Genomic DNA, 24,513 nt, shown 5'->3' on the forward strand with positions numbered 1-24,513 from the left:
GCTACCAACTGTCGGATAGCGGCGATTTTACCTTGGGCGGCAGGATTACCTTTGAGAATGGAGAATATATTGCCAATGAAACTGATGATTTAATTGCTTTAGTCGGGGCTTCGGGCGCTGACAACACTGACCTTTATTTCAATCTGGACGGAGCTTATCCCATTCTTTACTCTAACACGGATACAAAAATCGGCATTGATGATGATCTGGAATTTGTCGGAGCGCAAACCATCTCCACTTCAGCGGGCAATTTAACCCTCAACCCCACCGGCGGTAATGTCCTCTTTGCCGATACCAGAACCCTTGCCATCGGCGGAGCGCTCGGCCAGTCTTACAACGCCATCGGCGACACCACGACCAATATGTCCCATTTCCTTGCTTCTGACGATGACCTCTACATCGAAGGAGACCTAGAGGTGGACGGAGCAGCTTGGTTTGACAGCGCTGTCACTGTAGCCGGTAATATGACCCTTACTGGCCATCTTATTCCTTCTGCTAATGATACCTATGATTTAGGCTCCAGCGCTTACAGATGGCGCGACCTTTATCTTGGCGCAGAGACTCTACATCTTGGCACTTCATTGACAGATGAAGGCACCATCAGTTACAACACTACCAGCGATCTCTTTAATTTCTCCACCGATGCCACGACCAACGCGGACATCGCCTTCTTTACGGATGACCTCTATTTGGATAAAGCCACGGGCTATATTGGCATCGGGACAACGGGACCTGACCAAAGATTACAAGTTGCCGGCAACATTCATTTTGGCACATCAGCTACTTCCCCTCGGGTCTATGCAACTGAACGACAAATATGGGGAAACGCCAACACAGGCACATCTGGTCCGTATTATGCATTAATATATTCAAATGCCACAGCAGATGCAGCCAGAACTCTTCATTTTATAATCCGAAGCGCGAATGTTTCTGATTATTCTGCTGAAGTAAGGATACATATTCCCCAGTATTCTGGCTATTCATATGGCACTTATGGTTCAGCAAATTCTGGCAATGGGCCTCAAGTTGAAATATCAATGGGAGGATTAACCAATGAAGCAAGCGCGCTTGTTAGCATTATTGAAGCTAATGACGATAGCTTTAGCAGCCCGTATACTGAGCTATGGTTGAAGATAAACCCATCTAGCAGTAATACCGATGTTTTTATTCAAGAATTTGCGGATAGTACAGAACCAAATTTATTAACCACAGACAACGGCAGTATCTCCTGGACCGCCACTCCGCCGTCTGACCAAGTAAGAGAATATGCTTTTGTGCAGGGAGCTAAGAATATAAATAATAGTTTATTTGTCAAGCGAGATGGAAATGTCGGCATCGGGACAAGCACACCCGACACCCTCCTAGAAGTCTATGGCTCTTCCAATAAACTCCGCCTCTCTTACAATGATACCTATTACACCGACCTTTCCACAGGTTCTTCCGGCAATTTAACCCTCAACCCCACCGGCGGTAATGTCCTCTTTGCCGATACCAGAACCCTTGCCATCGGCGGAGCGCTCGGCCAGTCTTACAACGCCATCGGCGACACCACGACCAATATGTCCCATTTCCTTGCTTCTGACGATGACCTCTACATCGAAGGAGACCTAGAGGTGGACGGAGCAGCTTGGTTTGACAGCGCTGTCACTGTAGCCGGTAATATGACCCTTACTGGCCATCTTATTCCTTCTGCTAATGATACCTATGATTTAGGCTCCAGCGCTTACAGATGGCGCGACCTTTATCTTGGCGCAGAGACTCTACATCTTGGCACTTCATTGACAGATGAAGGCACCATCAGTTACAACACTACCAGCGATCTCTTTAATTTCTCCACCGATGCCACGACCAACGCGGACATCGCCTTCTTTACGGATGACCTCTATTTGGATAAAGCCACGGGCTATATTGGCATCGGGACAACCGCGCCAGCCTCCGCCCTAGACATAAAAGGCGGAACTTTAGCCACTGAAGGAGTAGACTTAGTCACCAATGGCACTTTTGGTTCAGATGCTAACTGGGATAAAGGCACTGGCTGGACTATAGCAGGAGGAATAGCCACCAAGGTAGCAGGCACTGCCAGCAATCTCTCCCAAAATCTAGGTGAAGCTGCCAGTAAGATGTATCACATCACCTTTGACTACACCAGAACCGCGGGAACCCTTACAGTAAGCATTGGCGGAGTTACCCATTCCACCTCATATACTTCCGCTTCAGGAAGTGGAAATATATATGTTTACTCCACTGGCACAGGCGATCTCACTTTTATCGCCGATGCCACCTTTGCCGGAACAGTGGATAATGTAGTGGTCAAAGAAGTTTCCGCTTCTGTGGCAAATACCACTAACCGCGACAGCGCGGGCACCATCCAAAATGAATTGAGAACGACGTCAACAAATATATTCTTGGGATTGAATTCAGGAATATTCAATGTCGGTGGATCAGCCAACAGCGCTTTGGGCGCGTATGCTTTCAGATCCAATACCATTGGAACATTCAACAGCGCTATGGGCACGTTTGCTCTCCGCGACAACACCGCTGGAAATTATAACACAGCCATGGGCTATTATACCCTCGGTTACAACACCACTGGTAGCTATAACTCCGCAATTGGTACTTATGCCCTCCAGTTTAATACCACTGGAGAGATCAACAGTGCCGTGGGCATGTATGCTCTCAACGCCAACACCACCGGAAGCGAAAACAGCGCCGTGGGGTATCGGGCTCTCAATTACAACACCACTGGCAGCTTTAATTCCGCAGTAGGTCGTTCCGCCCTCATCTATAACACCACTGGCTCTAACAATGTTGCTATGGGATACCGTGCAGGGTTTGGGGTTTCAAACAGCTCAAACATCAGCAACTCGGTGTTATTGGGTTATGAAGCAGGCAAGGCATTACTGACAGGCGGGGATAATAACATATTGGTAGGGTATGGAGCAGGGGATAATTTAACCACTGGGGCTAAAAACATAGTCATTGGATATAATATAGACGCTCCGACAGCCACTTCGGCCAATACTTTAAACATTGGTAATCTTGTTTACGCCACAGGGCTTGGCGATGGGACGACTTTGTCAACTGGCAACGTCGGCATCGGGACGACGAGTCCAGCCGCAGTGTTGGATATAAAAAATAATAATGGTCATGCAAGTGTTTTAAACAATATTAGCTTGTTAAGGTTGACAAACACGACTAATCAAGGGGCGGTCGGGACAGGTTTTGAAGTTGCTGCCGCGGGTGATGCGCTAGGTTTCAATTTAAGCAGCAACGCTCATGTGGCAACTTGGACTGATACATCTGTAACCAAGGACTATGCAACCCGGGCGGGTTTTGTGATGCGAGTTCTTAACTATAATGACAGTGGAAGTTCAGTTGATTTTTTAACCGCTCCGGCTGGTTCTACTACCCTTACTAGTAGAATGTTTATAAAAAACAACGGCAACATCGGCATCGGCGATACAGTTCCGGATGCCTTGTTGGATGTGGCGGCTACCCAAACTTCAGGGCTTATTAGCCAAATTTCTTATGAATCCCCGAAAACCCTTGCTGGCAGCTTAACGGGTTTAGATTTAGACCTTTCCACGAATGTTACGCCTAGCTCATATAATATTACGGGCATTAATTTGGAATTGCCCGCTTCGGGTACCGGCACTCAAACCTTTGCCCAATTTATAGAAGGTTCTAGCACGCTTTACGATTTCAATAAAACCACTGCCCAATTCAATGTCCCAGCTTCCTTTAATAACGCGGGTGATGTTTCTTTGGCATATGATTTGATAATGACAGATAATTCAGCGGGCTATATTAAATTTAATGGACCGGGGTATGTCCAGACGAGTGACGCGAGCGGGAATTACGACCTTACTTTGTCCGCGGCTAATTTGGGCGCTGTTACTGTGGCTGATCTTTTTGAGGTCTCGGACAGCACATCAGGCACTTTAGTTACGATAAATGAAACTGGCACGGGTCCGATTTTGGACATTCAAAAAAGCGGTGCCTCTAAGCTCTATATGAATAATGGCGGAAACGTCGGCATCGGGACGAGCACGCCAGACAATCTTCTTTCTTTAAATAAAGCTTCTGGTGATCCTATTCTAGACTTTAGACTTGTCAATACCACTAAATTCTCTATGGGAGTTGATGACAGCGATAGCGACAAATTCAAGATTGAAGCCGCTGCCACTTTAGGAGGGGCAACGCCCGCCTTCGTGATTACCTCCACGGGTGCGATCGGCATCGGCACCTCCGCCCCTGGCACCAAATTCGTGATTAAAAGTATAGACACTTCCGCTTCCGCCGCCAATATGTTTATTGATACGACCACGGGCAGTGTCTATCGCTCCACTTCTTCTTTGCGATACAAAGACGATGTGCAGACCCTGCAAGATGACTTTACCAAGATTCTAGAAGCAAGACCTACCTCCTTTATTGATAAAGCAACAGGAAAGAGGGATGTCGGCTTTATTGCCGAAGAATTTGACGCTTTAGGCCTTTCCAACCTTGTAATATATGACGAGCAAGGCAGACCTGACGCAATCAAATATGAACGGATCTCCCTTTATCAAAACGAGGTGCTAAAAGAGCAGCAGCAGAAGCTATCGGTAATGGATTCTGATTTACAGCTTGTGAAAAATGATTTGGGTCTAGGGGCTTCGGACTCTACCTCTCGTCTCACTGGCTTGGAATTAGGGATAGGGAATCAGGAATCAGGAATTCTGTCTCTAGAATCAAGAATCAATAATCAAGAATCAAGGATTCAAGATCTGGAGACCCGAATTACGAATTACGAATCACGAATTACGGAAAATGATGCTGACACAGCGCCAGCACAAATAGTAGAGGGAGCTTCTTCCGAGCAAGTGGATTTAGCATCTTTACAAAGTACCCTCCAAACCTTAGTAGATAGTTTGAGTAATCTGGAGAATGTCTCTAACCAATTAAACACTTTAAGCGCCTCCATTTTAACAGTAATGGAATCCAACCAAGCGAATACTGCCAGAATTCAAGAATTAGAAGAAGAAACACAGAATTTACAGCAGATTGTAAAGATTGTGGAGGACAAAGTAATAATCGGCGACCCCAACAAATACCTTGTTCTGGATGCTGCCACAGGCTTAGAGATTAACAGCGAGAACTTCGCGGTAGATAAGGACGGGAATGTAAAGGTGAAAGGGGAGCTAAAGCTTGTTTCGGGCAGGATTCTCTCGGAAACTGGCATTCTGGAATTGAATCCCGGAGAAGCTTCTGACACTGTTCCCGAACCGAAAGTGGTGGTCAAAGGCGATTTAGAGCTTCAAGGCAAATTGATTTTAGGGGTGTCCGACAGCGTTGCGGCTGAAGAAAACAAGGAATTGGAGATGACCACGGGCACGGGGAAAATCATTGCCAACGAAACCGAGAGCAGAATTGCAAATAATAAAGTTACGGAAAACTCCTTAATTTACATTACGCCAACCTCTAAAACCGGAGGTCAGGTTCTTTTCATTTCTGCGAAAAGAGCGGAGGAAGAAACCGACGCGGATTCAGGCGAAACAGTGCCTCGCGGATTTACAGTTTCCGTTGAAAATCGAGCCACGGAGGATATTGAGTTTAATTGGTGGATTGTGGAAAGGAAGTAGAATAATTTTTAATTTTTGATTTGTAATTTTTAACTAATTTTTATTGAGTTAACGAATTATTGATATGGAGCAAAAGCAGAATAATAATGTTAATTATGATTTGGAAGAAAAGTTTGAAAAATTGGGTGAGTTGGCAATAGCTGATGAAAATATAAAAGACGAATGCAGGATATTGTGGCAAGAAGTTCAGGATTACGCCAAAATGTTTTCCAAGATTATTTCCACAATGCAAGACAATAAAAATTAATACGTTAAGAATTAGTTAAAAATTAAAAATTAAGAATCAAAAATTCTTCATGAAACGTTTTCTCAAAACAATTTTATTCATCATCATCGCCGCTGGCGTCGCCATCGGCAGTGTTTTAACGATCCGCGCGGTCAATAACCGCGGCGCCGCGCCTGTCGGCTGGTGGAAGTTTGACGAAGGGCAAGGGCAATACGCCTATGACGCCGCGGGAAGCAATAATGCGACTTTGGGCGCTAACGCGACCGATACCACTCCTGATCCTGCTTGGAAAAACGAGGAGAGCTGCAAAAATGGGAAGTGCCTCTCTTTTGACGGGGCGGATGATTATGTGAGCGCCACCGATGCGGATTCACTTGAAATGGGAAGCAATGATTTTTCTATATCAGCATGGGTTAAAATAAACGCTGGCGGTATAACAAACGAAAAGATAAACACAATACTGGCAAAGAGGGCGCAGAACCAAGTCACATATAGCGAGGAGTTTAATAATGCTGCTTGGGCCGCTTATTGCGCTGCTGGCACTATGACAACTAATACAACAGATTTTGCGGCTCCTGACGGGACATACACAGCAGAGAAGATAGTTACCGCATACTCGGCGGGCTGTGGCACCTACATCTCTGGGAGGGTACAAACACTTTCCACGTCAGCTAGCACTCAGTACACCGTAAGCATTTGGGCTAAGGGTGCCGCAGGTGGAGAATCATTCCGTTTAGGTACGCAAGATACTGCCGGTTGCAATATCAGCTTAACTACAGATTGGAAACGATATACTTGTACACTCACTTCACCAGTATCGCCCAATAGAGGTTTTCAATTTTTTGTCAATGGAAGCGCAACTTACTATGTCTGGGGAGCTCAAAGAGAAATGACAGACAGTAGCGGCATCTATACAAAGACAACATCTTCGGCAATTGACACAGGCGGCTACTCGCTGTTCTTGGACAACACTACTTTGAAAGCAGCCATAAGCAGCTCTACTTTAGGACTCACTGCCACTTACGGCTCGCTTACAACAGGAGAATGGCATTATGTGGCTACTGTCTATGACAGGAGCGGAAATCTGGGAATATACGTTGACGGCATATCTAAGGGCTCAACGTCAATTTCTTCTCTGGATGGTGTATCAATAACCAATACTAGAAATCTTTTGATAGGCGGAACTGCTTCTGAAGGAATAAATGTTTTAAATGGCATTATTGACGATGTCCGCATATACAACTACGCCCGTTCTGCGGCGCAGATTAAAGCGGATTATAATAAGTCGGCTGGTGGCAAAGGGGCTGGTGTGAAAGTCGGCTCAAGCCAGGAAGAACAAAATGCGGCTGATGGCTTGGTTGGATATTGGAAAATGGATGAGGCGAGCTGGGCAGGGGCGGCTGGGGAGGTTATTGACTCTTCGGGTGCTGGCAACCACGGCGTGGCGGCCGGGGGAGTGACAAAAGCCAACACAACTTCAACTGCCAAATTCGGCAGAGCTGGGGATTTTGATGGGACGGATGATTATGTGAGTGTACCTGCTTCAACAATACAACCTGGAAATGAAATAACAATTTCCTTCTGGGCTTTTGTAGACGCAGCGACACAGAATAATGCTATTTGGTTTGAAGATGCTAACGGGCGGATTATCAATATCCACTTGTTGTACAACAATGGCAATACATATTGGGATGCGGGCGTAGATGGAGCAGGTTATGACCGTATTTTTAAAGCTAATCCTAGTCCTGCCATAACCAATCAGTGGCATTATTGGGCATTTACGAAGAATGCTGCTACAGGAGATATGAAAATATATTTAGATGGTGTTCTTTGGCATAGCGATACAGGTAAGATAAAACCATTTACTGTACCAAGTTCAAGTGGACTTATTGGTAATATTTTCAACGGTAAACTTGACGACGTCAAAATTTACAACAAAGCGCGGAGCGCGGAGCAGATAAGGCGGGATTATGAAACAGGTCCGTCGCCAGTGGCGCATTGGAAAATGGATGAGAAAGCAGACAACACCTGTTCTGGCGGCGTAAATGATGTTTGCGATACTTCGGGCAATGGTAATGACGGGGCGATTAGTGGCGCAGCTTGGAAATCCGCTGCCTCGTGCCACAGCGGAGCGTGTTTGCAGTTTGACGGCACGGATGATTATGTGAGTGTGAATGATTCGCCTGCCTTAAGCTCTACAAACGCCATGACAATATCCGGATGGATTAAAACAAGCTCCAATCAATTATACAAGCATGTACTTGTGAAAGGTGCTACCCTTATCAATAATGATTACGATTTTAGTTTGTATTTTTCAGGTACTTATTCAGTTAATGTTTATATGAAAGACAGCGTGGGAACACTTGATACCGTTGGTTACAGTTTTTCTTTTGGCGATAACAAATGGCACCATTATGTTGCTATGTTTGATGGCGATTGGTTATATTTATATCTTGACGGAACGTTGGTTGCGTCAAAAGATACGGCATTGACTAACATAAGAGATTCAGCTAATCCGTTTCAGATCGGGGTGGGGGGCAACGGGTATTATTTCAACGGCTCCATTGATGACGTGCGCATCTACAACTACGCGCGCACTCAAAAGCAAATTATAGAAGATATGAATGCCGACCACCCTGCGGTTGGTTCGCCCGTGGGCAGTTATGCTGGGTATTGGAATTTTGACGAGGGGCAAGGCGATACTGCTTATGACAAATCAATAAATAAAAACAATGGGGACTTGGCTGGCGCTTGCCCAGGGGCTGCTACTTGCCCCACATGGACCACTGCTGGCAAATTCGGCAAAGCATTGTCTTTTGACGGAGGCGATTATTTAACTGTAGCTGATAGTGCAATATTTAACACAGAATCCTTTGCGGTGTGTGCTTGGGTACGGCCAGCATCTTTTTCTAATTATCAGAGCATACTTGCGAAACAAAGGGCAGGGGATACTTTTGAGCAGTTCGGATTATTAGTGTATAGTTCTGGAGCTGTAGCGCTCCAATTAGGAAATGGCGGAACGGGTGCTTTGGGATCTTTAACTCTTAATACGTGGGCGCATATATGCGGTTCCACAGACGGGACAACAGGAACGTTGTATATTAATGGTCGAGCTTTGGGTACTGGCACTGATAATGCAACTTATGGCGCAGGTAAGTCGTTTTATATTGGCTATACTCAATATGGAAGTGGGCGTTATTTTAATGGGCTTATAGATGAAGTTAAATTTTATCCATTTGATTTAAGCCCTGCGGAAATTAAGGAAGAATTTAACCGTGGCTCTTCGTTAAAATTGGGCGCTTCGGGAACCGAGGCAGATGGCATAACTCCAAGCAACTCGGCTTTGTCAGCTTACTGCGTGCCGGGCGATGCTACTTCTTGCGCTGCGCCCATTGCCCATTGGAAAATGGACGAGAAAAAAGATAATACTTGTTCTGGGGGCGTAAATGATGTATGTAATACTTCTGGCAATGGTAATGACGGGGCAAATACTGGCGGTCCAGTGTGGAAATCCGCTGCCTCGTGCCATTCTGGCTCCTGCCTGTCCTTTGACGGGACGGATGATTATGTGAATGTGGCGGATAGTGATAATTTAAGTTTTACGACTGGTTATCCGACCGATACTTCTGCAACTGTCTGCGCTTGGATAAAAGCTAATTCTTTTTCAGCAAATTCAACTATTGTTAGCAAAGTAGGAAGTTCATACGAATGGGAATTATACAATGTTGCTGGAAGCGGAGTAGGTTTTTGGATGTTGAGTTCGGGTGGCGCTCCTTATATAGGGAGATATGCTCCATTTCCTTCAACTAATGTTTGGCATTATATCTGTGGAGTATATGATGGGAGTAAAGTGGTAAGCGGTATTAAAGTTTATATTGATGGAATAAGAAGTGATACAAGTAATGACACATCGGGAACTTATGCGGGTTGCAGTAATACAAATGTGCCAGTTAATATAGGAAGAAGGAATGTGCCGGATTCTTATTTCAATGGCCTCATTGACGATGTCCGCATATACAACTACGTCCGCACTCCAGCGCAAATCGCCTGGGATTACAATCGCGGAGCGCCAGTTGGGAGCTGGTCAATGGATTCTGTTGGGGTTTCTGCTTCGCCCGGCACGGCTTTGAATGTTTATGACAGCTCGGGAAAAGCCAACACGGGCGTAAGCTCGGGCGAAACAATGAATAATGGCACTATTACTGGCGCCACGTGGAAAGACGGCTCTAATTGCAAATACGGCTCTTGCCTGTCTTTTGACGGGAATGACTATGTAAACGTTGGAAGTGGAGCGAGTTTGCATTTTGCAGGAAGTTTTACGGTTGAAGCGTGGGTTAATATTCCAGTTGCACAAACGCACGCTGCAGATAATATGATTGTGGGAGATTATAATGGGCTATGGAAAGGATATAAATTTTCAATTGCTTCTGACTCTAAGGTATTTTTTCAAGTCGGAAGGCAAAGTGACACTACTATGTGTGGCATGTATTCATCACAAACATTGTCACTTAATACTTGGTATCATGTTGTCGGAGTTTATGATGGAGTTAGGCCAAATATATACGTTAATGGGGTCAAAACGGAAGGCAATGCTTGTTCTCCAATAGAGGCAGAAGTCTCAAGTACGATTATCGGAAAAGCGCAATGGTACAGTCAATATTTCAACGGCTCCATTGACAATGTCCGCATCTACAATACCGCCTTAACAGCCACGCAAGTTGCCGCTTTGTATAATAACAACGACCGCTCGGCGGGCGCGAGCTTGGAAGCTAACTTGGTGGGCGAGTGGCGGCTTGACGAAAACGCAAGTTTGTATGCTGCGGACACCCACTACCAGCGCGTTGGCAAATACGGCTATGCTATGAACTTTGACGGGAGTAATGATTATGTGGCTATTCCATCTTATACGGTTGATGCAGATACTGGAACAATCGCAGCATGGTTTAAAACATCTGCAGATTTTTCATCAAATTATAATCAGCTTGGATTTTTATTAGGCAATACTGCTGTAAATTACAGTTATTTAGCTTTACAAGGCAATGGAAGCACAGCATATAGCATAAGAGGTGAAACAAATACAAACGGAGAATTTTTTGCCGCTACTTCAGATATAGTGCCTGTAGGGGCATGGAATCAGATTATTACAACCTTCAATAATAAAACAGCAAAAACATACTTAAATGGTATTCTCGTAGATACAGAGACTATCACAAATAGCTTAACTCTCTCTCGTATTAGTGGTCTTACATATCTAACAAATGTAACATACTTCAACGGCCTCATCGACGATGTCCGCGTATATAACTACGCTCTAACTCCGTTACAAGTTAAGACGCTATATAACGAGAACTCAGCTGTTCGGTTGGGACCAACAGAGGGATTACCTTAGGAAATGAAAAATGAAAAACTAAAAATGAAAAACGACAAAGAAAAATTTAAAAAGGAATTTAAAGCCAGAATCTACCACTTTATTTTGCGTTTAGTAAAATTTGTAGATAGCTTGCAAAAAGATAGAAGCTCGCAGGTTTTTGCTAATCAAATGCTTCGAAGCGGCACAAGTATTGGCGCTAACTATATTGAAGCCCAAGCTTCAAGCTCTAAAAAAGATTTTGCTAATTTTTTCCACCATTCTTTAAAATCAGCCAACGAAACGAAGTTTTGGTTAGCATTATGCCGTGATTTAAACAAAGGAGAAAAAAGCCAAGCCGAATCTTTACTGCAAGAGCTTACAGAAATTGCCAATATTTTAGGCTCAAGCCTGCTTACCTTAAAAGGTAAGAAATGATTTTTTAATTTTAGATTGTGGTTTTTCATTTTTCATTTTCAGTTTTTCATTTGCAACAATTAAGAATTAAAAATTTTAGAGAGTGGGCTTCGGCGAGACAGAAGGATTGCCATAAGGAGGTCGTGCGAAAGCGCGACACAAAAAGTTAATGAGAAAAACTTCCTTTTTTAAAAAAATCATTTTTATCGCAATTGCCATCGGGACCATTACCTCCGGCATTTTTATTATCCGCGCGGCGAGCAATAAAGGCGCAGCGCCTGTGGCGTGGTGGAAGTTTGACGAAGGGTCGGGGACGAGCGCCTACGACTCCTCGGGCAATGGCAATACCGGCACTCTGACTAATATGGACAATACCGACTGGGTCAACGGCGAGTTTGGCAGTGCTTTGGACTTTGACGGGAGCAATGATTATGTTAACACTAATACTGATTTCAGCTGGGCTATAGCAGATAGTTTTTCTATTGCTTTTTGGGTTAATCCTACTTCTGTAACAGGCGGTCAAGGCATAATGGGGAAGGGAGCGGCTGGAGGTTATGGAGATTATAATTGGGAGTGGTCTTTTAAACTTGATGGTACCAGCTTAAGTTTTGTTTATTGGAATACTGGCGGCGGCGGTGAAATAGTCCTTGGGTCAACAGTTACTCAAGGCACTTGGGATTATTTTGTTGTTACTTACGACCCGACAAACAAAGCAAAACTTTACAAAAATGGTGTTGTTGTATCTACGGATACTAGTATTGCTAGCGCCTTGCAGAATAGAGCTACGCCTATGTTAATAGGTCATGCGTATTACAATAGCGGTGTTAATTATTACTTCAATGGCCTTATTGATGATACTCGCGTATACAACCACACCCGCACCGCTGACCAAATCAAAAACGATTACAATGGAGGCAAGGCAATGTATGTTGGTGCGAAACAGCCTGTCTGCGACACTTCTCCGGCGGATTGCGTGAACAAAGGCTTGGTGGGTTATTGGGATATGGACCAGATGAACGGCACAACTGCCACGGATAAATCAGGGAATGGGAATACAGGCACATTTGCTAGCAGTCCTGTTTGGACGGGCGGCATAAAACCATTTAGTGGCGGCAGGGCTGGCGGGGGAGCGTTGCAGTTTGATGGGACGGATGATTATGTGAATGCAGGGCAGGGAAGCAGCTTAAATGGCCTTACTTCTGTGACATTATCGGCGTGGATTAAGCCTTATGGTTATTCGGCTTCTTATCGGAGCGGGATTATTTCTCGTAGAAGAAGCGGCGGGGCGGCGGAAGGATTGAACTTTACTATGGGTGGAGCGCTGGAAACGCCATATAAGCTGGCTATTTATGAGGCAGGTGGTGTCGCGTTGTATGCAAATACAGTAATTTCTCCAAATCAATGGTCTTTTGTTACCGCCACATTATCGGGAACTGACGCTAAAATTTATATTAATGGAGTTTTAGACGCAACTGGCACTGTTTCTTGGAATTGGCCAAGCGATGTAAATGTATCAATTGGAGCGGTTTATTCTGGCGTTTATCATTTCAACGGACTTATTGACGATGTTCGCGTCTACAACCGAGCTCTGTCCGCCGCGGAAATACGGTATCAATACAATCAAGGCGACCCCGTTGCTTATTGGAAAATGGACGAAGGATCGGGGACGAGTGCTTACGACTCCTCGGGTAATGGCAATACCGGCACTCTGACTAATATGGACAATACCGACTGGGTCAACGGCGAGTTTGGCACGGCTTTGGACTTTGACGGGAGCAATGATTATGTGGAAATAGTTGATAATGCATCCTTAGACCCTTCAAACGCAATCACGGTGTCTATGTGGTTTAGGCCAGACCAAACATTAGTAAATTACCAAGGAGTTTTAGGAAAAGGCGGAGGATCAAGTTTTGAAAAAGGATATGAATTCGCTACAAACAATGACGTGTTTGGATTTTGGATAAATGGAAGTACTAATATGGCTGTAACAACTAAACCTGCAAGCGGAGAACTTGCTTTTTGGGTTGGAACATTTGATGGAACACAGATTAAATTATATAAAAATGGAAATTTAGTAAACACTGTAAATTATATTGCTACGATTACAGATACTAATCTTCCTTTCCGTATTGGGAGGGTAAGTGAATATGGGGGAAATGATGAGTATACAAAAGGTATGTATGACGATGTCCGCATATATAACTATGCCCGCACCGCTGACCAAATCAAAAACGATTACAATGGAGGCAAGGCAATGTATGTTGGTGCGAAACAGCCTGTCTGCGACACTTCTCCGGCGGATTGCGTGAACAAAGGCTTGGTGGGTTATTGGGATATGGACCAGATGAACGGCACAACTGCCACGGATAAATCAGGGAATGGGAATACAGGCACATTTGCTAGCAGTCCTGTTTGGACGGGCGGCATAAAACCATTTAGTGGCGGCAGGGCTGGCGGGGGAGCGTTGCAGTTTGATGGGAGCGATGATTATGTGAGCGGAAGCGGTGTTAATATTGCGAATTCTCCATTTACAATTTCAGCTTGGATTAAAGCAGATCAGTTTAATACGAGACAATTTTTTTCAATAGGGTCAGTGGGCAGCCTGCGCACGGCAATACATCTGCGTCTTCTATCATCCACTTCATTTTTATTCGGGCTGTATAGCGATGATTTGACTGTAACTATGGCGGATATGTCTAACCGCTGGACGCATATTGTTGTAACTTTTGACAGTTCTTTTACGCAGAGTGTCTATCAGGATGGCGTGTTTGTTAACTCCAGAACTGCCGGGGGCTATTTTACCGGTAATACTAATTGGAATATTGGAAGATGGATGACTACTGAATATTTTGACGGCTTCATTGACGATGTCCGCGTCTACAACCGAGCGTTGTCCGCCGCGGAAATACGGTATCAATACAATCAGGGTGACCCGATTGCTCATTGGTCCTTTGATGAAGGCTCGGGATTATCAGCTTATGATAAAAGCGGCAATAGCAATACCGGCACTCTGACTAATATGGACGCCGCAACCGACTGGGTCAACGGCGAGTTTGGCAGTGCGTTGGATTTTGATGGGAGTAATGATTACGTGAGCATAAACGGAAACCCAGACCTTTTCCGCGGTTCTAGAACATACGAACTATGGTTCTATCCCCATTTTAATTCTGATAGCGGGGTTAGTAATTTTATGTTTTCAATATACCTCAATGATGGTAATGAAATGAGTCTTTATAATTATAGCAACGGCTTTTATGGATTCGCATATAAAGCTGGAGGAAGCGCTAATTATATATCAGCAGGGAGTTTTACGGCTAATAATTGGTACCACATTGTTGCCACTTTTGACGACGACACCAATGAAATTAAAGTTTATCATAATGGAGTTTTACAAAATCAAGGCACTGAAAGCAACGCAATTGTTGCTGGAACAACATACACTAAAATCGGTATGTATGTTTTGGACGGTTGGTTCAATGGTCTCATAGACGATGTCCGCATATACAATTACGCTCGCACCGCTGACCAAATCAAAAACGACTATAATGCCGGTAAGGCGCTATATATTGGCGCGAAACAGCCGGACTGCGACACTTCCCCGGGTGACTGCGTGAATAAAGGTCTTGTAGGGTATTGGGATATGGATCAGATGACTGGCACGACTGCGACTGATAAATCGGGCAATGGGAACACCGGCACTTTGACCAGTGGTCCCCTTTGGGCACAGGGCGTTCAGCCGTTTCAGGGTGGCAAAATTGGCGGGGGAGCTCTGCAGTTTGATGGCACGGATGATTATGTGGGTGTGACACGAAACGCTAATTTAGAACCCGCAAGTGCTTTTTCCATAGAAACTTGGGTCAAAGTTAGCGCTTTTCAGGATTCAGAATGGAATACAAGCCAAATAATATCAAAATATGGCGGAAATTATAAGGGGTATATTTTATCGTTGAATAAAGTTGGTTCAAGCTGGTATTTTTATTTTACCACATGTACGCCCAGTACTTGTTACGGCACATCACAACCTACTCAAGCTGTGTCGCTGGGGCAATGGTATCATTTAGTAGCTGTCTTCCAAAATGGTTCTCCTAACTTAATGTATGTCAACGGGGTACTGGTTGGGCAAAGTGCTAATGCTGCCATTACTCACGATACTGCACAAAATCTATTTATCGGCAAGGCGGGATGGTATTCATCTTTCTTCAACGGCACTATTGACGATGTCCGCGTCTACAACCGAGCTCTGTCTCCCGCTGAAATCCGCTATCACTATTAATCAGGGCAGACCCATTGCTCATTGGTCTTTTGACGGAGGCGCTGCTTTCCGCCTCGGCTCGAACGAAGGATTACCTTAAAGTAATTTTTAATTTTTGATTTGTAATTTTTAACTAATTTTTATTGAGTTAACGAATTATTGATATGGAGCAAAAGCAGATTAATAATGTTAATTATGATTTGGAAGAAAAGTTTGAAAAATTGGGCGAAAAGATTATTATTTTAGTAAAAAAAGCTTGTAAAAATCCTGTTGCATTTCCTTTAATTAATCAGCTAATTCGCTCTGGCACTTCAATAGGAGCCAACTATATGGAGGCAAATGGAGCATCAAGTAAAAAGGATTTTAAGAACAAAATCCATATCTGCAAGAAAGAAGCCAAAGAAACAATGCACTGGCTTCGAATGTTGGCAATAGCTGATGAAAATATAAAAGACGAATGCAGGATATTGTGGCAAGAAGTTCAGGGTTATGCCAAAATGTTTTCCAAAATTATTTCCACAATGCAAAACAATAAAAATTAATACGTTAAGAATTAGTTAAAAATTAAAAATTAAGAATCAAAAATTTAGCCTTGTCTTGTGTAGGCTCTTTTTTTTTGTTAAACTAAAATAAACTAGGCTAAGAAAACAATGCTTTTTAAAAAGGCTCCTCCCAAGCCCAATTTTCCAGAGATGGAAAGAAAAATCTTGGAATATTGGGAGAAAAATAAAATTTTTGAAAAAAGTTTAAAGAAACCCTTATCCAAAGGTGATTTTGTGTTTTATGAAGGACCGCCAACAGCGAATGGTAAACCCGGCGTGCATCACGTTGAAGCGCGGGCGTTTAAAGATTTATTTCCTCGTTATAAGACTATGCAAGGTTACAGGGTGGAACGCAAAGCGGGCTGGGATACGCACGGCCTGCCTGTGGAATTGGAGGTGGAGAAGAGTTTAGGTTTTTCGGGAAAACGCGACATTGAAAAATATGGCATAGAAAAATTCAACAAAAAATGCGCGGCGTCAGTTTGGAAATATAAAGAAGAGTGGGAAAAATTAACCAAGCGAATGGGATATTGGGTTGATTTGGAACATCCTTATATTACTTGCTCTAATGAATACATTGAGTCGGTTTGGTTTATTTTGAAGAAGATTTGGGAGAAAGGGCTTTTGTATCAAGGTCACAAAGTCGTGCCTTATTGCCCAAGATGCGGAACAGCCTTGTCTTCGCACGAAGTAGCGCAGGGGTATAAAAAGGTAAAGGAGGCAAGTGTGTATGTTAAATTAAAAGTTAAAAGTCAAAAGTTAAAAGTCAAAAGTAAAAATCAAAATTCAGAAATAGGAGAAACCCCCCTAACCCCCCTTGTCAGGGGGGAAGGCAAGAATGTCTATTTTTTAGCGTGGACGACGACGCCGTGGACATTGCCGGGGAATGTGGCGCTGGCGCTGGGAGCGGAGATTGGTTATGTTTTAGTGAAGTCTGGAATTAAATTAAAAATTAAAAATGAAAAATTAAAAACCACAATCAAAAATGAAAAAATTAAAGTTGCTTCGCAACTTTTGAAGGAAAAAGAGGGATATTTAGTTTTAGCTAAAAAGAGGTTGGAAGTTTTGGATGGGGAATATGAGATTATTCAAGAATTCAAAGGCAAGGATTTAGCAGGGATTGAATATGAGCCCTTGTATCCGGTTTTTTCGGGAGTGGAAAATAGAAACGAAGAAACCCCCCCAACCCCCCTTGTCAGGGGGGCGAAGAAAGAAGAAAAAGAAAAAGCTTACCATACAGTTTTAGCCGATTTTGTGACTACGGAAGAGGGGACGGGGATTGTGCATACAGCGGTGATGTATGGCGAGGATGATTACGCGTTAGGGGAAAAATTGGGTTTGCCGATGATGCATACGGTGGATTTGCAGGGGAGATTTAAACTCAAATCTCAAAACTCAAATCTCAAAACTACAACTCAAATTTCAAAATTTAAAGTTGCTTCGCAACTTTTAGATAAAATAGAAGGAAAATTTGTTAAGGACGCGGAGAAGGATATTGTTGAGGATTTGCGAAAAAGGGATTTGCTTTATAAATCTGAATTATACGAGCATGATTATCCCTTTTGCTGGCGGTGCAAAACACCTTTGCTTTACTACGCGAAAAAAAGCTGGTTTATCGCGATGAGTAAGCTGCGTGATAAATTAGTGGAAAATAATGAGAAGATAAACTGGATTCCGAAATATTTAAAAACTGGCCGTTTTGGCAAGTGGATTGCCGAGGCAAAGGAGTGGGCAGTATCGAGGGAGAGGTACTGGGGCACTCCGATGCCGATATGGATTTGCAAAAAATGCGGAGAGGTGAAGGTGATTGGGAGTAGGGAAGAATTTTATTCCGTCATTGCGAGCGGAGCGAAGCAATCGCCAGCAAGCAAAACCGAAGCTAGAAATGTCGGAACATTGTCTTTACTAAATGGAGATTGCCGCGGTCGTCCCTCGACAGGCTCGGGATTCCCTCGCAATGACGACATTCTAATGGATTTACATCGTCCATATATTGATGAGATTGTTCTTAAATGTAAGTGTGGTGGAGAAATGCGGCGGGTGCCGGAAGTTTTGGATTGCTGGTTTGATTCGGGGGCGATGCCATTCAGCCAAAACCATTGGCCGTTTACTGACAGTTCCTCCCCTCTAAAGGGGAGGGCAGGAGAGGTTGTGAAGGGAGAGCCGAAACCCCCCCTAATCCCCCTTGTCAGGGGGGAGGGAAATCCTCCGAAATTATTTCCTGCCGATTTTATTTGTGAAGCCGTGGATCAAACAAGGGGCTGGTTTTACACGCTCCTCGCGATTTCCACACTTTTGGATTTTGGAGCGCCCTATAAAAATGTAATTTCCTTAGGCCACGTTTTGGATAAAAATGGCCAAAAAATGAGCAAATCTAGGGGAAATATTGTAGAGCCTTTCAAGGCTTTGGACGAATTTTCCGCTGATTCTATCCGCTGGTTTTTTTACACCGTAAATCGGCCGCAGGAATCTAAGAATTTTGACCCCGCGATCTTGCGCGACATTGTCTCGCGGTTTATTTTGACTTTATGGAATAGTTATTCTTTCTTTTTAACCTATGCGAGTATTGATCAACCCAAGCTTTCTAATGTCTTTGCGAGCGGAGCCCAAAAAGGCGGAGCGAAGCAATCTCTTCGCAATGACATTGCTGGAAACATTCTTGATCAATGGATTCTTTCTCGTTTAGCTGAATTGAACAATAATATTGTTCAGTATCTCGATCGTTATGATGTCTTAAAAGCCGCGAAAGAAATTGAACAATTTGTTGATGATTTATCAAACTGGTATATCAGGCGGTCGCGCCGTAGATTTTGGAAAAGTGAAAATGATCAAGATAAAAACCAAGGATACAATACATTGCATTCTGTTTTAGTCTTACTATGCGAAATGTTGGCGCCTTTTATGCCTTTCCTAACGGAAAATATTTATCGTAATTTAACGGGCAAGGAGTCGGTCCATTTAGCCAAATTTCCCAAGATTTCATCCGAAGGAACTGACCAAGGTATTTTGGAGCAGATGGATATTACGCGTAAGATTGTAACTTTAGGGCTGAATTTACGGGCGCAAGCAAAGATAAAGGTTCGGCAGCCGTTAGATAAGTTAAAAGTTAAAAGTGAAAAGTTAAAAGTTATAACTCAAAACTCAAAACTTTTAAATTTAATGAGAGAAGAATTGAATATTAAAGAGATAAAGGTTGTATCGGAAATCAAGGAAGCGGGTGATTTGCTCGTGGCTGAAGATGGGGATTTGAAAGTGGCTTTGAATATAAAGATTACCCCAGAATTGAAGCGGGAAGGTATTGTCCGCGATTTAGTGCGGGTGGTTCAAGAAATGAGAAAGAAAGCGGGTTTAGAGGTTTCGGATCGGATTGAGCTTTCCTTATACAGTGAAGATGGAGAGATTCAAAAAGCAATTCAAGAATGGCAGGATTATATTCAAAAAGAAACTTTGGCAGAAAGGTTAGGAGAGATTTGGGGTGGGATAGATGAGGTAGAGAAAGTGAAAATAGAAGGCAAAGAGGTGCAGATTAGTATAAGAAATTGTTCTAATTGTTCTAATTAAGCTAATTGATCTAAATAAATCCCAATGCCTAAATCCCAATAAACAAAATCAATCATTAAATTTGATCATTGGGTAGTTCAAGATTTGGTCATTATTTAGAATAACCTGCCTACCGGCAGGCGGGTTAGAGTAATTAGAATAATTAGAACAATTCTCTAATGTTTTATTCTTCCAAAACCAGAGGTATCATTATTAAACGCATAAAATATGGTGAAGCAGACCGTGTTTTGACGGTTTTTACTGAAGATTTAGGCAAAATTCAGGTGTTGGCGCGGGGAATTCGCCGCGGAAAAAGCAAGTTGGCAGGGATTTTAGAGCTTTTTAACTTGGTGCAGTTAGAGCTCGTCCGCGGCAGAAATTTAGATGTGGTGATTGGAGCGCATGCTTTAAATAATTTTTTAGGTTTAAAAACTGACTTCAAGAAAGTATCCTTTGCCCATTTTTCAGCCGAATTTATTGATAAGTTTACGGAAGAAAGAGGGACGGATAGGAGGCTTTACGCTCTTTTTCGTGATTTATTTTTAAATCTGGATAAATTCGCGGGTAAAAAGGATTATTTATGGGCTTTGATTTTAGATGAATGGCGGATGTTGGAATATTTGGGGGTAATGCCGCGGCTTTATCATTGCGCGGGGTGCGGCTTATCTCTTTCGGATGCGAAAATTTTGTCTTTAGGCGAGGGGGGATTGTATTGCGCAAATTGCGCGTCGCGAGCAGGGCTTTCCGATCCTGTTCGCGAGGAAGTCGTGGAGATTTTATTGTCTTGCGGGGGGCGATATGTGCGCCAACCCGCAGGAATCGGGCGGACACGCTGGTCCGCTCCTACGGGAGATTTGGAGCAAGCAGGTTTAGTGTTGGCGTATTTTTTAAGCGCGAGTTTAGCCCCGCGAATAAAATCATGGCATTTTTTGAAAAAATATCAAGATTATGGGAAGACCCGAACGCCGGTCCATTAGATTGCCGGGGTATGATTATTCTGAAAGAACGGGGTCTAATCCATGGTATAATTGTGATTTTTATAATGCAGGGGTTTGATTTATCAAACCCGAGAGCGCGATAAATCGCGCTCCTTTACTGGCACAATTTTAATGATTAATCTTGCTTACGTCTCCCAATTGAAAATGCCGAAGCAAAAGATTTCCAAAAAAAGATTTTGGTTATTTTTGACTGCTTTTATTCTTGTTTTAGGGGCGGGTTGCGTGGCAGGTTATTTTCTGCTTTTGAAGCATAAAGCTAGTTTCACGGGTCAAGCCGTAAAGCTTGATATTATTGCTCCTCGCGAAGTGATTTCGGGGTCTACCTATGATTATTTGGTAGAATATGCCAATGAAGAGGGGGAGAACCTAGAAAACGCAAAGCTTACGATATATTTTCCTGCAGGTTTTAATTTTGTGGATGCTCTTCCCTCACCCGAGGAGCGGGAAGAATTGCAGGAGGCAAATGTGGTTAAAAAGGTTCAAGGCGAATCACGAGCGTTGACTTGGAATTTAGGCTCAATCGCGAAAGGAAACAAGGCCGCGGTGAAACTCAAAGGGGCGATTTTGGGCGAAGTAGGGGCAAAACGGGCATTGAAGGCGATTATTTCTTACCAACCCGAGAATTTTAACTCCCGTTTTTCCAAGGAGAAGGAGATAGAAGTTGAAATTAAGCAATCTTTAGTGGATTTTTCTATGGAAGTGCCCTCTCGCGTGGGGAAGGGCAAAGAGTTTAATATATCGGTGAAATACCGGAATGCGACGGCTGAAAATTTGGAAAATTTAAGGATTATTGTGAATTATCCTATTGGTTTTAATTTTACTGCCAGTCAGCCACGGTCTGATCACGAGAATAATATTTGGGATTTGCGCGTTCTGGAGCCTGGAGAACGCGGTCGGATTGACATTCAGGGCAAGATTCCCGAGGTTTCCCCTCAAGGCTTGGTTTTTCGCGCGAATTTGGGAATTTTAGACCAATATCAACAGTTTTTCAGCCAAACTTCAGAAGAGCGTCCGGTCATAGTTTTAGACCCTCGCTTAGAGATTACTGCCACCGTGAATAAAGAGGAAAAAGCTACTTTGCGTCCGGGTGAAGAGCTGGAATTCATCGTTACTTATTATAATGTTGGCGAAGTTAGCCTAGAGGGGACGAGCATTACTTACAAAATGAATACGGATTTACTGGATCCAGACTCCATTGCCGTAGAAAATGGCCGCAGGGACGCGGGAGGGAATTTTGTCTGGGACGACCAGACTGAATCCACCTTAAAGAGGATAGCCCCTGGTGGGAAGGGTAAAGTGAAATTCACGGCGCGCCTTTTGCAAGTTTTCCCTTACAGTAGTTTAGATAAACGCAATTTGAAGCTTACAGGCAAAGCGTCCTTCGTAAGTAATAAGGTAGGCGATTTGGAAGGTTTTAATTTTAATGTTGAGAGCAATGATCTGGAGGCGAAAATCAATACGGAATTTTCTTTAGCGGAAGAAGCGCGTTATTATACTTTGGAATATGAGAAAGCGGGATCCGGACCCCTGCCGCCTAAAGTCGGCGAATCCACTACTTATCGTGTTTATTGGACAGTTTCCAATACCACTAATGACGCGGAGAATATCCGTTTGCAAACCACTCTGCCTGAAGGCGTGGGTTTTGGCGAAGACTCTTTTACTTCTTTGGGCAATAATATTAAATATAATTCCGAAACCCGTGAGGTCTTGTGGGACTTGGGGAGACTTCAAGCCTATGCGGGCAGCGTTTTATCGGGAGCGCAAGCTTGGTTTGAAGTCGTTATAACCCCTAATGCTGCTCAAGTAGGGCAAATTTTACCTTTAACAGGGGAAACAAATATTTCAGGCAGGGATTTATTTACGGAGGAAGAAATCTACGGCTCCTATCCGGCTTTGGACACGGATTTAAAAAATGACCTGGGAGCGATAGGCAAGGGGAAGGTGGAAAAGTAAATAAAAATGAAAAATGAAAAACTAAAAATGAATAAGAGACAAGAAATACAAAATAAAAAATTTACTTTCTAAGTTTTTTGTGTTACGATAATAAAAAATATGGATAAAATAGATAAAATTGTCTCGTTAGCTAAGAGAAGGGGATTTATTTTTCAGTCTTCAGAAATTTATGGCGGCTTGGCAAATACTTGGGACTATGGTCCCTTAGGCGTTGAATTAGCCAATAATATCAAGCGGTTTTGGTGGAAACGGTTTGTTCAGGACCGAGAGGATGTTGTCGGCATTAGTTCGGCGATTTTAATGAACCCGAAGGTTTGGCAGGTATCAGGCCATTTGAAAAATTTTACCGACCCATTGGTTGAGTGCAAGAAATGCCATCAGAGGTTTAGGGAAGACCAGATACCATCAGATTCTCAAGCTGATAAATTTTGGGAATGTTCCAAGGGGGGAAAACATGAATTTGCCGAGGCGAGAAAGTTTAATTTAATGTTTAAAACCTTCGTGGGTCCGGTGGAGGACGCTAATTCCACGGTTTATCTTCGGCCTGAAACCGCCCAGGGAACGTTTGTTAATTTTGAGAATGTGCAAATAACGACGCGATTAAAACTGCCTTTTGGCATTGCCCAGATAGGCAAAGCCTTCAGAAACGAGATAACTCCGGGCAATTTTATTTTTAGGGTTTTGGAATTTGAACAGATGGAAATAGAATATTTTATCAGGGAAGAGGACTGGCGAAAATATTTTGATTATTGGCAAGAGCAGATGCAACATTGGGTTTTGGACATCGGCATTAAAAAAGAAAATTTCGCGGTCCGAGAGCATGAAAAAAGCGAGTTGTCGCACTATTCCAAAAAAACCATTGATTTTGAATACAAATATCCTTTTGGCCAAAAAGAGCTTTATGGCTTGGCTTACCGCACCGATTTTGACTTGAGGGCACATAAATTATCTTACGAAGATATGATACCGCATGTTATTGAACCGAGTTTCGGTCTTGAAAGGACGATTTTGGCTATTTTGTGCGACGGTTATCATGAAGATGAAGGCCGTATCGTTTTGCGATTAACCCCGGCGCTTGCGCCCTATAAAGCCGCGGTTTTCCCGCTTCTAGCAAACAAACCTGAGTTAGTTCAAAAGGCGAGAGAGATTTTCACGTTGCTTCAAGAGGAGTTTTCGACCGCTTGGGATTCGCGAGGCAACATTGGCAAGCGTTATTATTCGCAGGATGAAATTGGCACGCCTTTTTGCGTAACCATTGATTTTGAGACTTTGAAGGACAAAGCGATTACTGTGCGGGAGAGAGATAGTATGAAACAGGAGAGAGTGAAGATTAAAGAGTTAGAGGATTATATTCAAGATAAGATTAAGTGATAAAATTATTTTTCAGAATGGTAAAGATTAAAAATGAAAAGTGAAAAATGAAAAACCATAATCTAAAATTAAAAAATTTTAAAGAATACTTTTTTTATCAATTTTTACTGCTTTTAGATGGTAAGAACCTGGGGTTTAAATTCTTTTTAGATTTTTCATTGTGATTTTTCATTTTTCACTTTCAGTTTTTCATTAAATTTTTTTAAATCTTCAACCATTAATCATAAATCATTTATTCTCTAGAAT

At 43.1% G+C, this 24,513-nt stretch carries 10 protein-coding genes; all 10 read left to right on the forward strand.

Annotated features, from left to right (window positions below; all coding sequences use genetic code 11):
- Window positions 1-5,621, forward strand: a 5,621-nt coding sequence (locus tag PHW01_03560; GenBank protein MDD5627054.1) for a hypothetical protein, incomplete at its 5' end; no start/stop codon positions are given.
- 64 nt (window positions 5,622-5,685) lie between these two features.
- Window positions 5,686-5,868: a hypothetical protein gene (locus PHW01_03565; protein MDD5627055.1), complete on the forward strand. Its 183-nt coding sequence runs from the start codon at window positions 5,686-5,688 to the stop codon at window positions 5,866-5,868.
- Window positions 5,869-5,917: 49 nt separating this feature from the next.
- A complete protein-coding gene (locus tag PHW01_03570; protein ID MDD5627056.1) occupies window positions 5,918-11,236 on the forward strand; it encodes a LamG domain-containing protein in 5,319 nt (1,772 codons plus the stop codon).
- Between the two features lie 3 nt (window positions 11,237-11,239).
- Window positions 11,240-11,632 (forward strand): four helix bundle protein, encoded by a 393-nt coding sequence (locus PHW01_03575; GenBank protein ID MDD5627057.1) that lies wholly within the window; start codon window positions 11,240-11,242, stop codon window positions 11,630-11,632.
- 148 nt (window positions 11,633-11,780) lie between these two features.
- On the forward strand, window positions 11,781-15,884 hold the full coding sequence (locus tag PHW01_03580; protein ID MDD5627058.1) for a LamG domain-containing protein: 4,104 nt from the start codon (window positions 11,781-11,783) through the stop codon (window positions 15,882-15,884).
- A 143-nt stretch (window positions 15,885-16,027) separates the two neighbouring features.
- Complete coding sequence (locus tag PHW01_03585; protein MDD5627059.1) at window positions 16,028-16,405, forward strand: four helix bundle protein; 378 nt, start codon at window positions 16,028-16,030, stop codon at window positions 16,403-16,405.
- A 108-nt stretch (window positions 16,406-16,513) separates the two neighbouring features.
- Window positions 16,514-19,966: an isoleucine--tRNA ligase gene (gene ileS / locus PHW01_03590; protein ID MDD5627060.1), complete on the forward strand. Its 3,453-nt coding sequence runs from the start codon at window positions 16,514-16,516 to the stop codon at window positions 19,964-19,966.
- Window positions 19,967-20,124: 158 nt separating this feature from the next.
- Window positions 20,125-20,922, forward strand: a complete 798-nt coding sequence (gene recO, locus PHW01_03595; protein MDD5627061.1) for a DNA repair protein RecO — start codon at window positions 20,125-20,127, stop codon at window positions 20,920-20,922.
- A 75-nt stretch (window positions 20,923-20,997) separates the two neighbouring features.
- Entirely contained in the window at window positions 20,998-22,896 is a 1,899-nt protein-coding gene (locus PHW01_03600; GenBank protein MDD5627062.1) for a hypothetical protein, read from the forward strand.
- Between the two features lie 90 nt (window positions 22,897-22,986).
- On the forward strand, window positions 22,987-24,267 hold the full coding sequence (locus PHW01_03605; protein MDD5627063.1) for a glycine--tRNA ligase: 1,281 nt from the start codon (window positions 22,987-22,989) through the stop codon (window positions 24,265-24,267).
- Window positions 24,268-24,513: the final 246 nt, after the last annotated feature.

The organism is Patescibacteria group bacterium (assembly GCA_028717685.1).
In the GTDB taxonomy this organism is placed as follows: Bacteria; Patescibacteriota; JAQUNI01; order JAQUNI01; family JAQUNI01; genus JAQUNI01.

Bases quoted from the DNA above. Each gene is read 5' to 3' on its own strand.
- PHW01_03565 (MDD5627055.1), top strand. From the start codon at position 5,686: ATGGAGCAAAAGCAGAATAATAATGTTAATTATGATTTGGAAGAAAAG.
- PHW01_03570 (MDD5627056.1), top strand. From the start codon at position 5,918: ATGAAACGTTTTCTCAAAACAATTTTATTCATCATCATCGCCGCTGGC.
- PHW01_03575 (MDD5627057.1), top strand. From the start codon at position 11,240: ATGAAAAATGAAAAACTAAAAATGAAAAACGACAAAGAAAAATTTAAA.
- PHW01_03580 (MDD5627058.1), top strand. From the start codon at position 11,781: ATGAGAAAAACTTCCTTTTTTAAAAAAATCATTTTTATCGCAATTGCC.
- PHW01_03585 (MDD5627059.1), top strand. From the start codon at position 16,028: ATGGAGCAAAAGCAGATTAATAATGTTAATTATGATTTGGAAGAAAAG.
- ileS (MDD5627060.1), top strand. From the start codon at position 16,514: ATGCTTTTTAAAAAGGCTCCTCCCAAGCCCAATTTTCCAGAGATGGAA.
- recO (MDD5627061.1), top strand. From the start codon at position 20,125: ATGTTTTATTCTTCCAAAACCAGAGGTATCATTATTAAACGCATAAAA.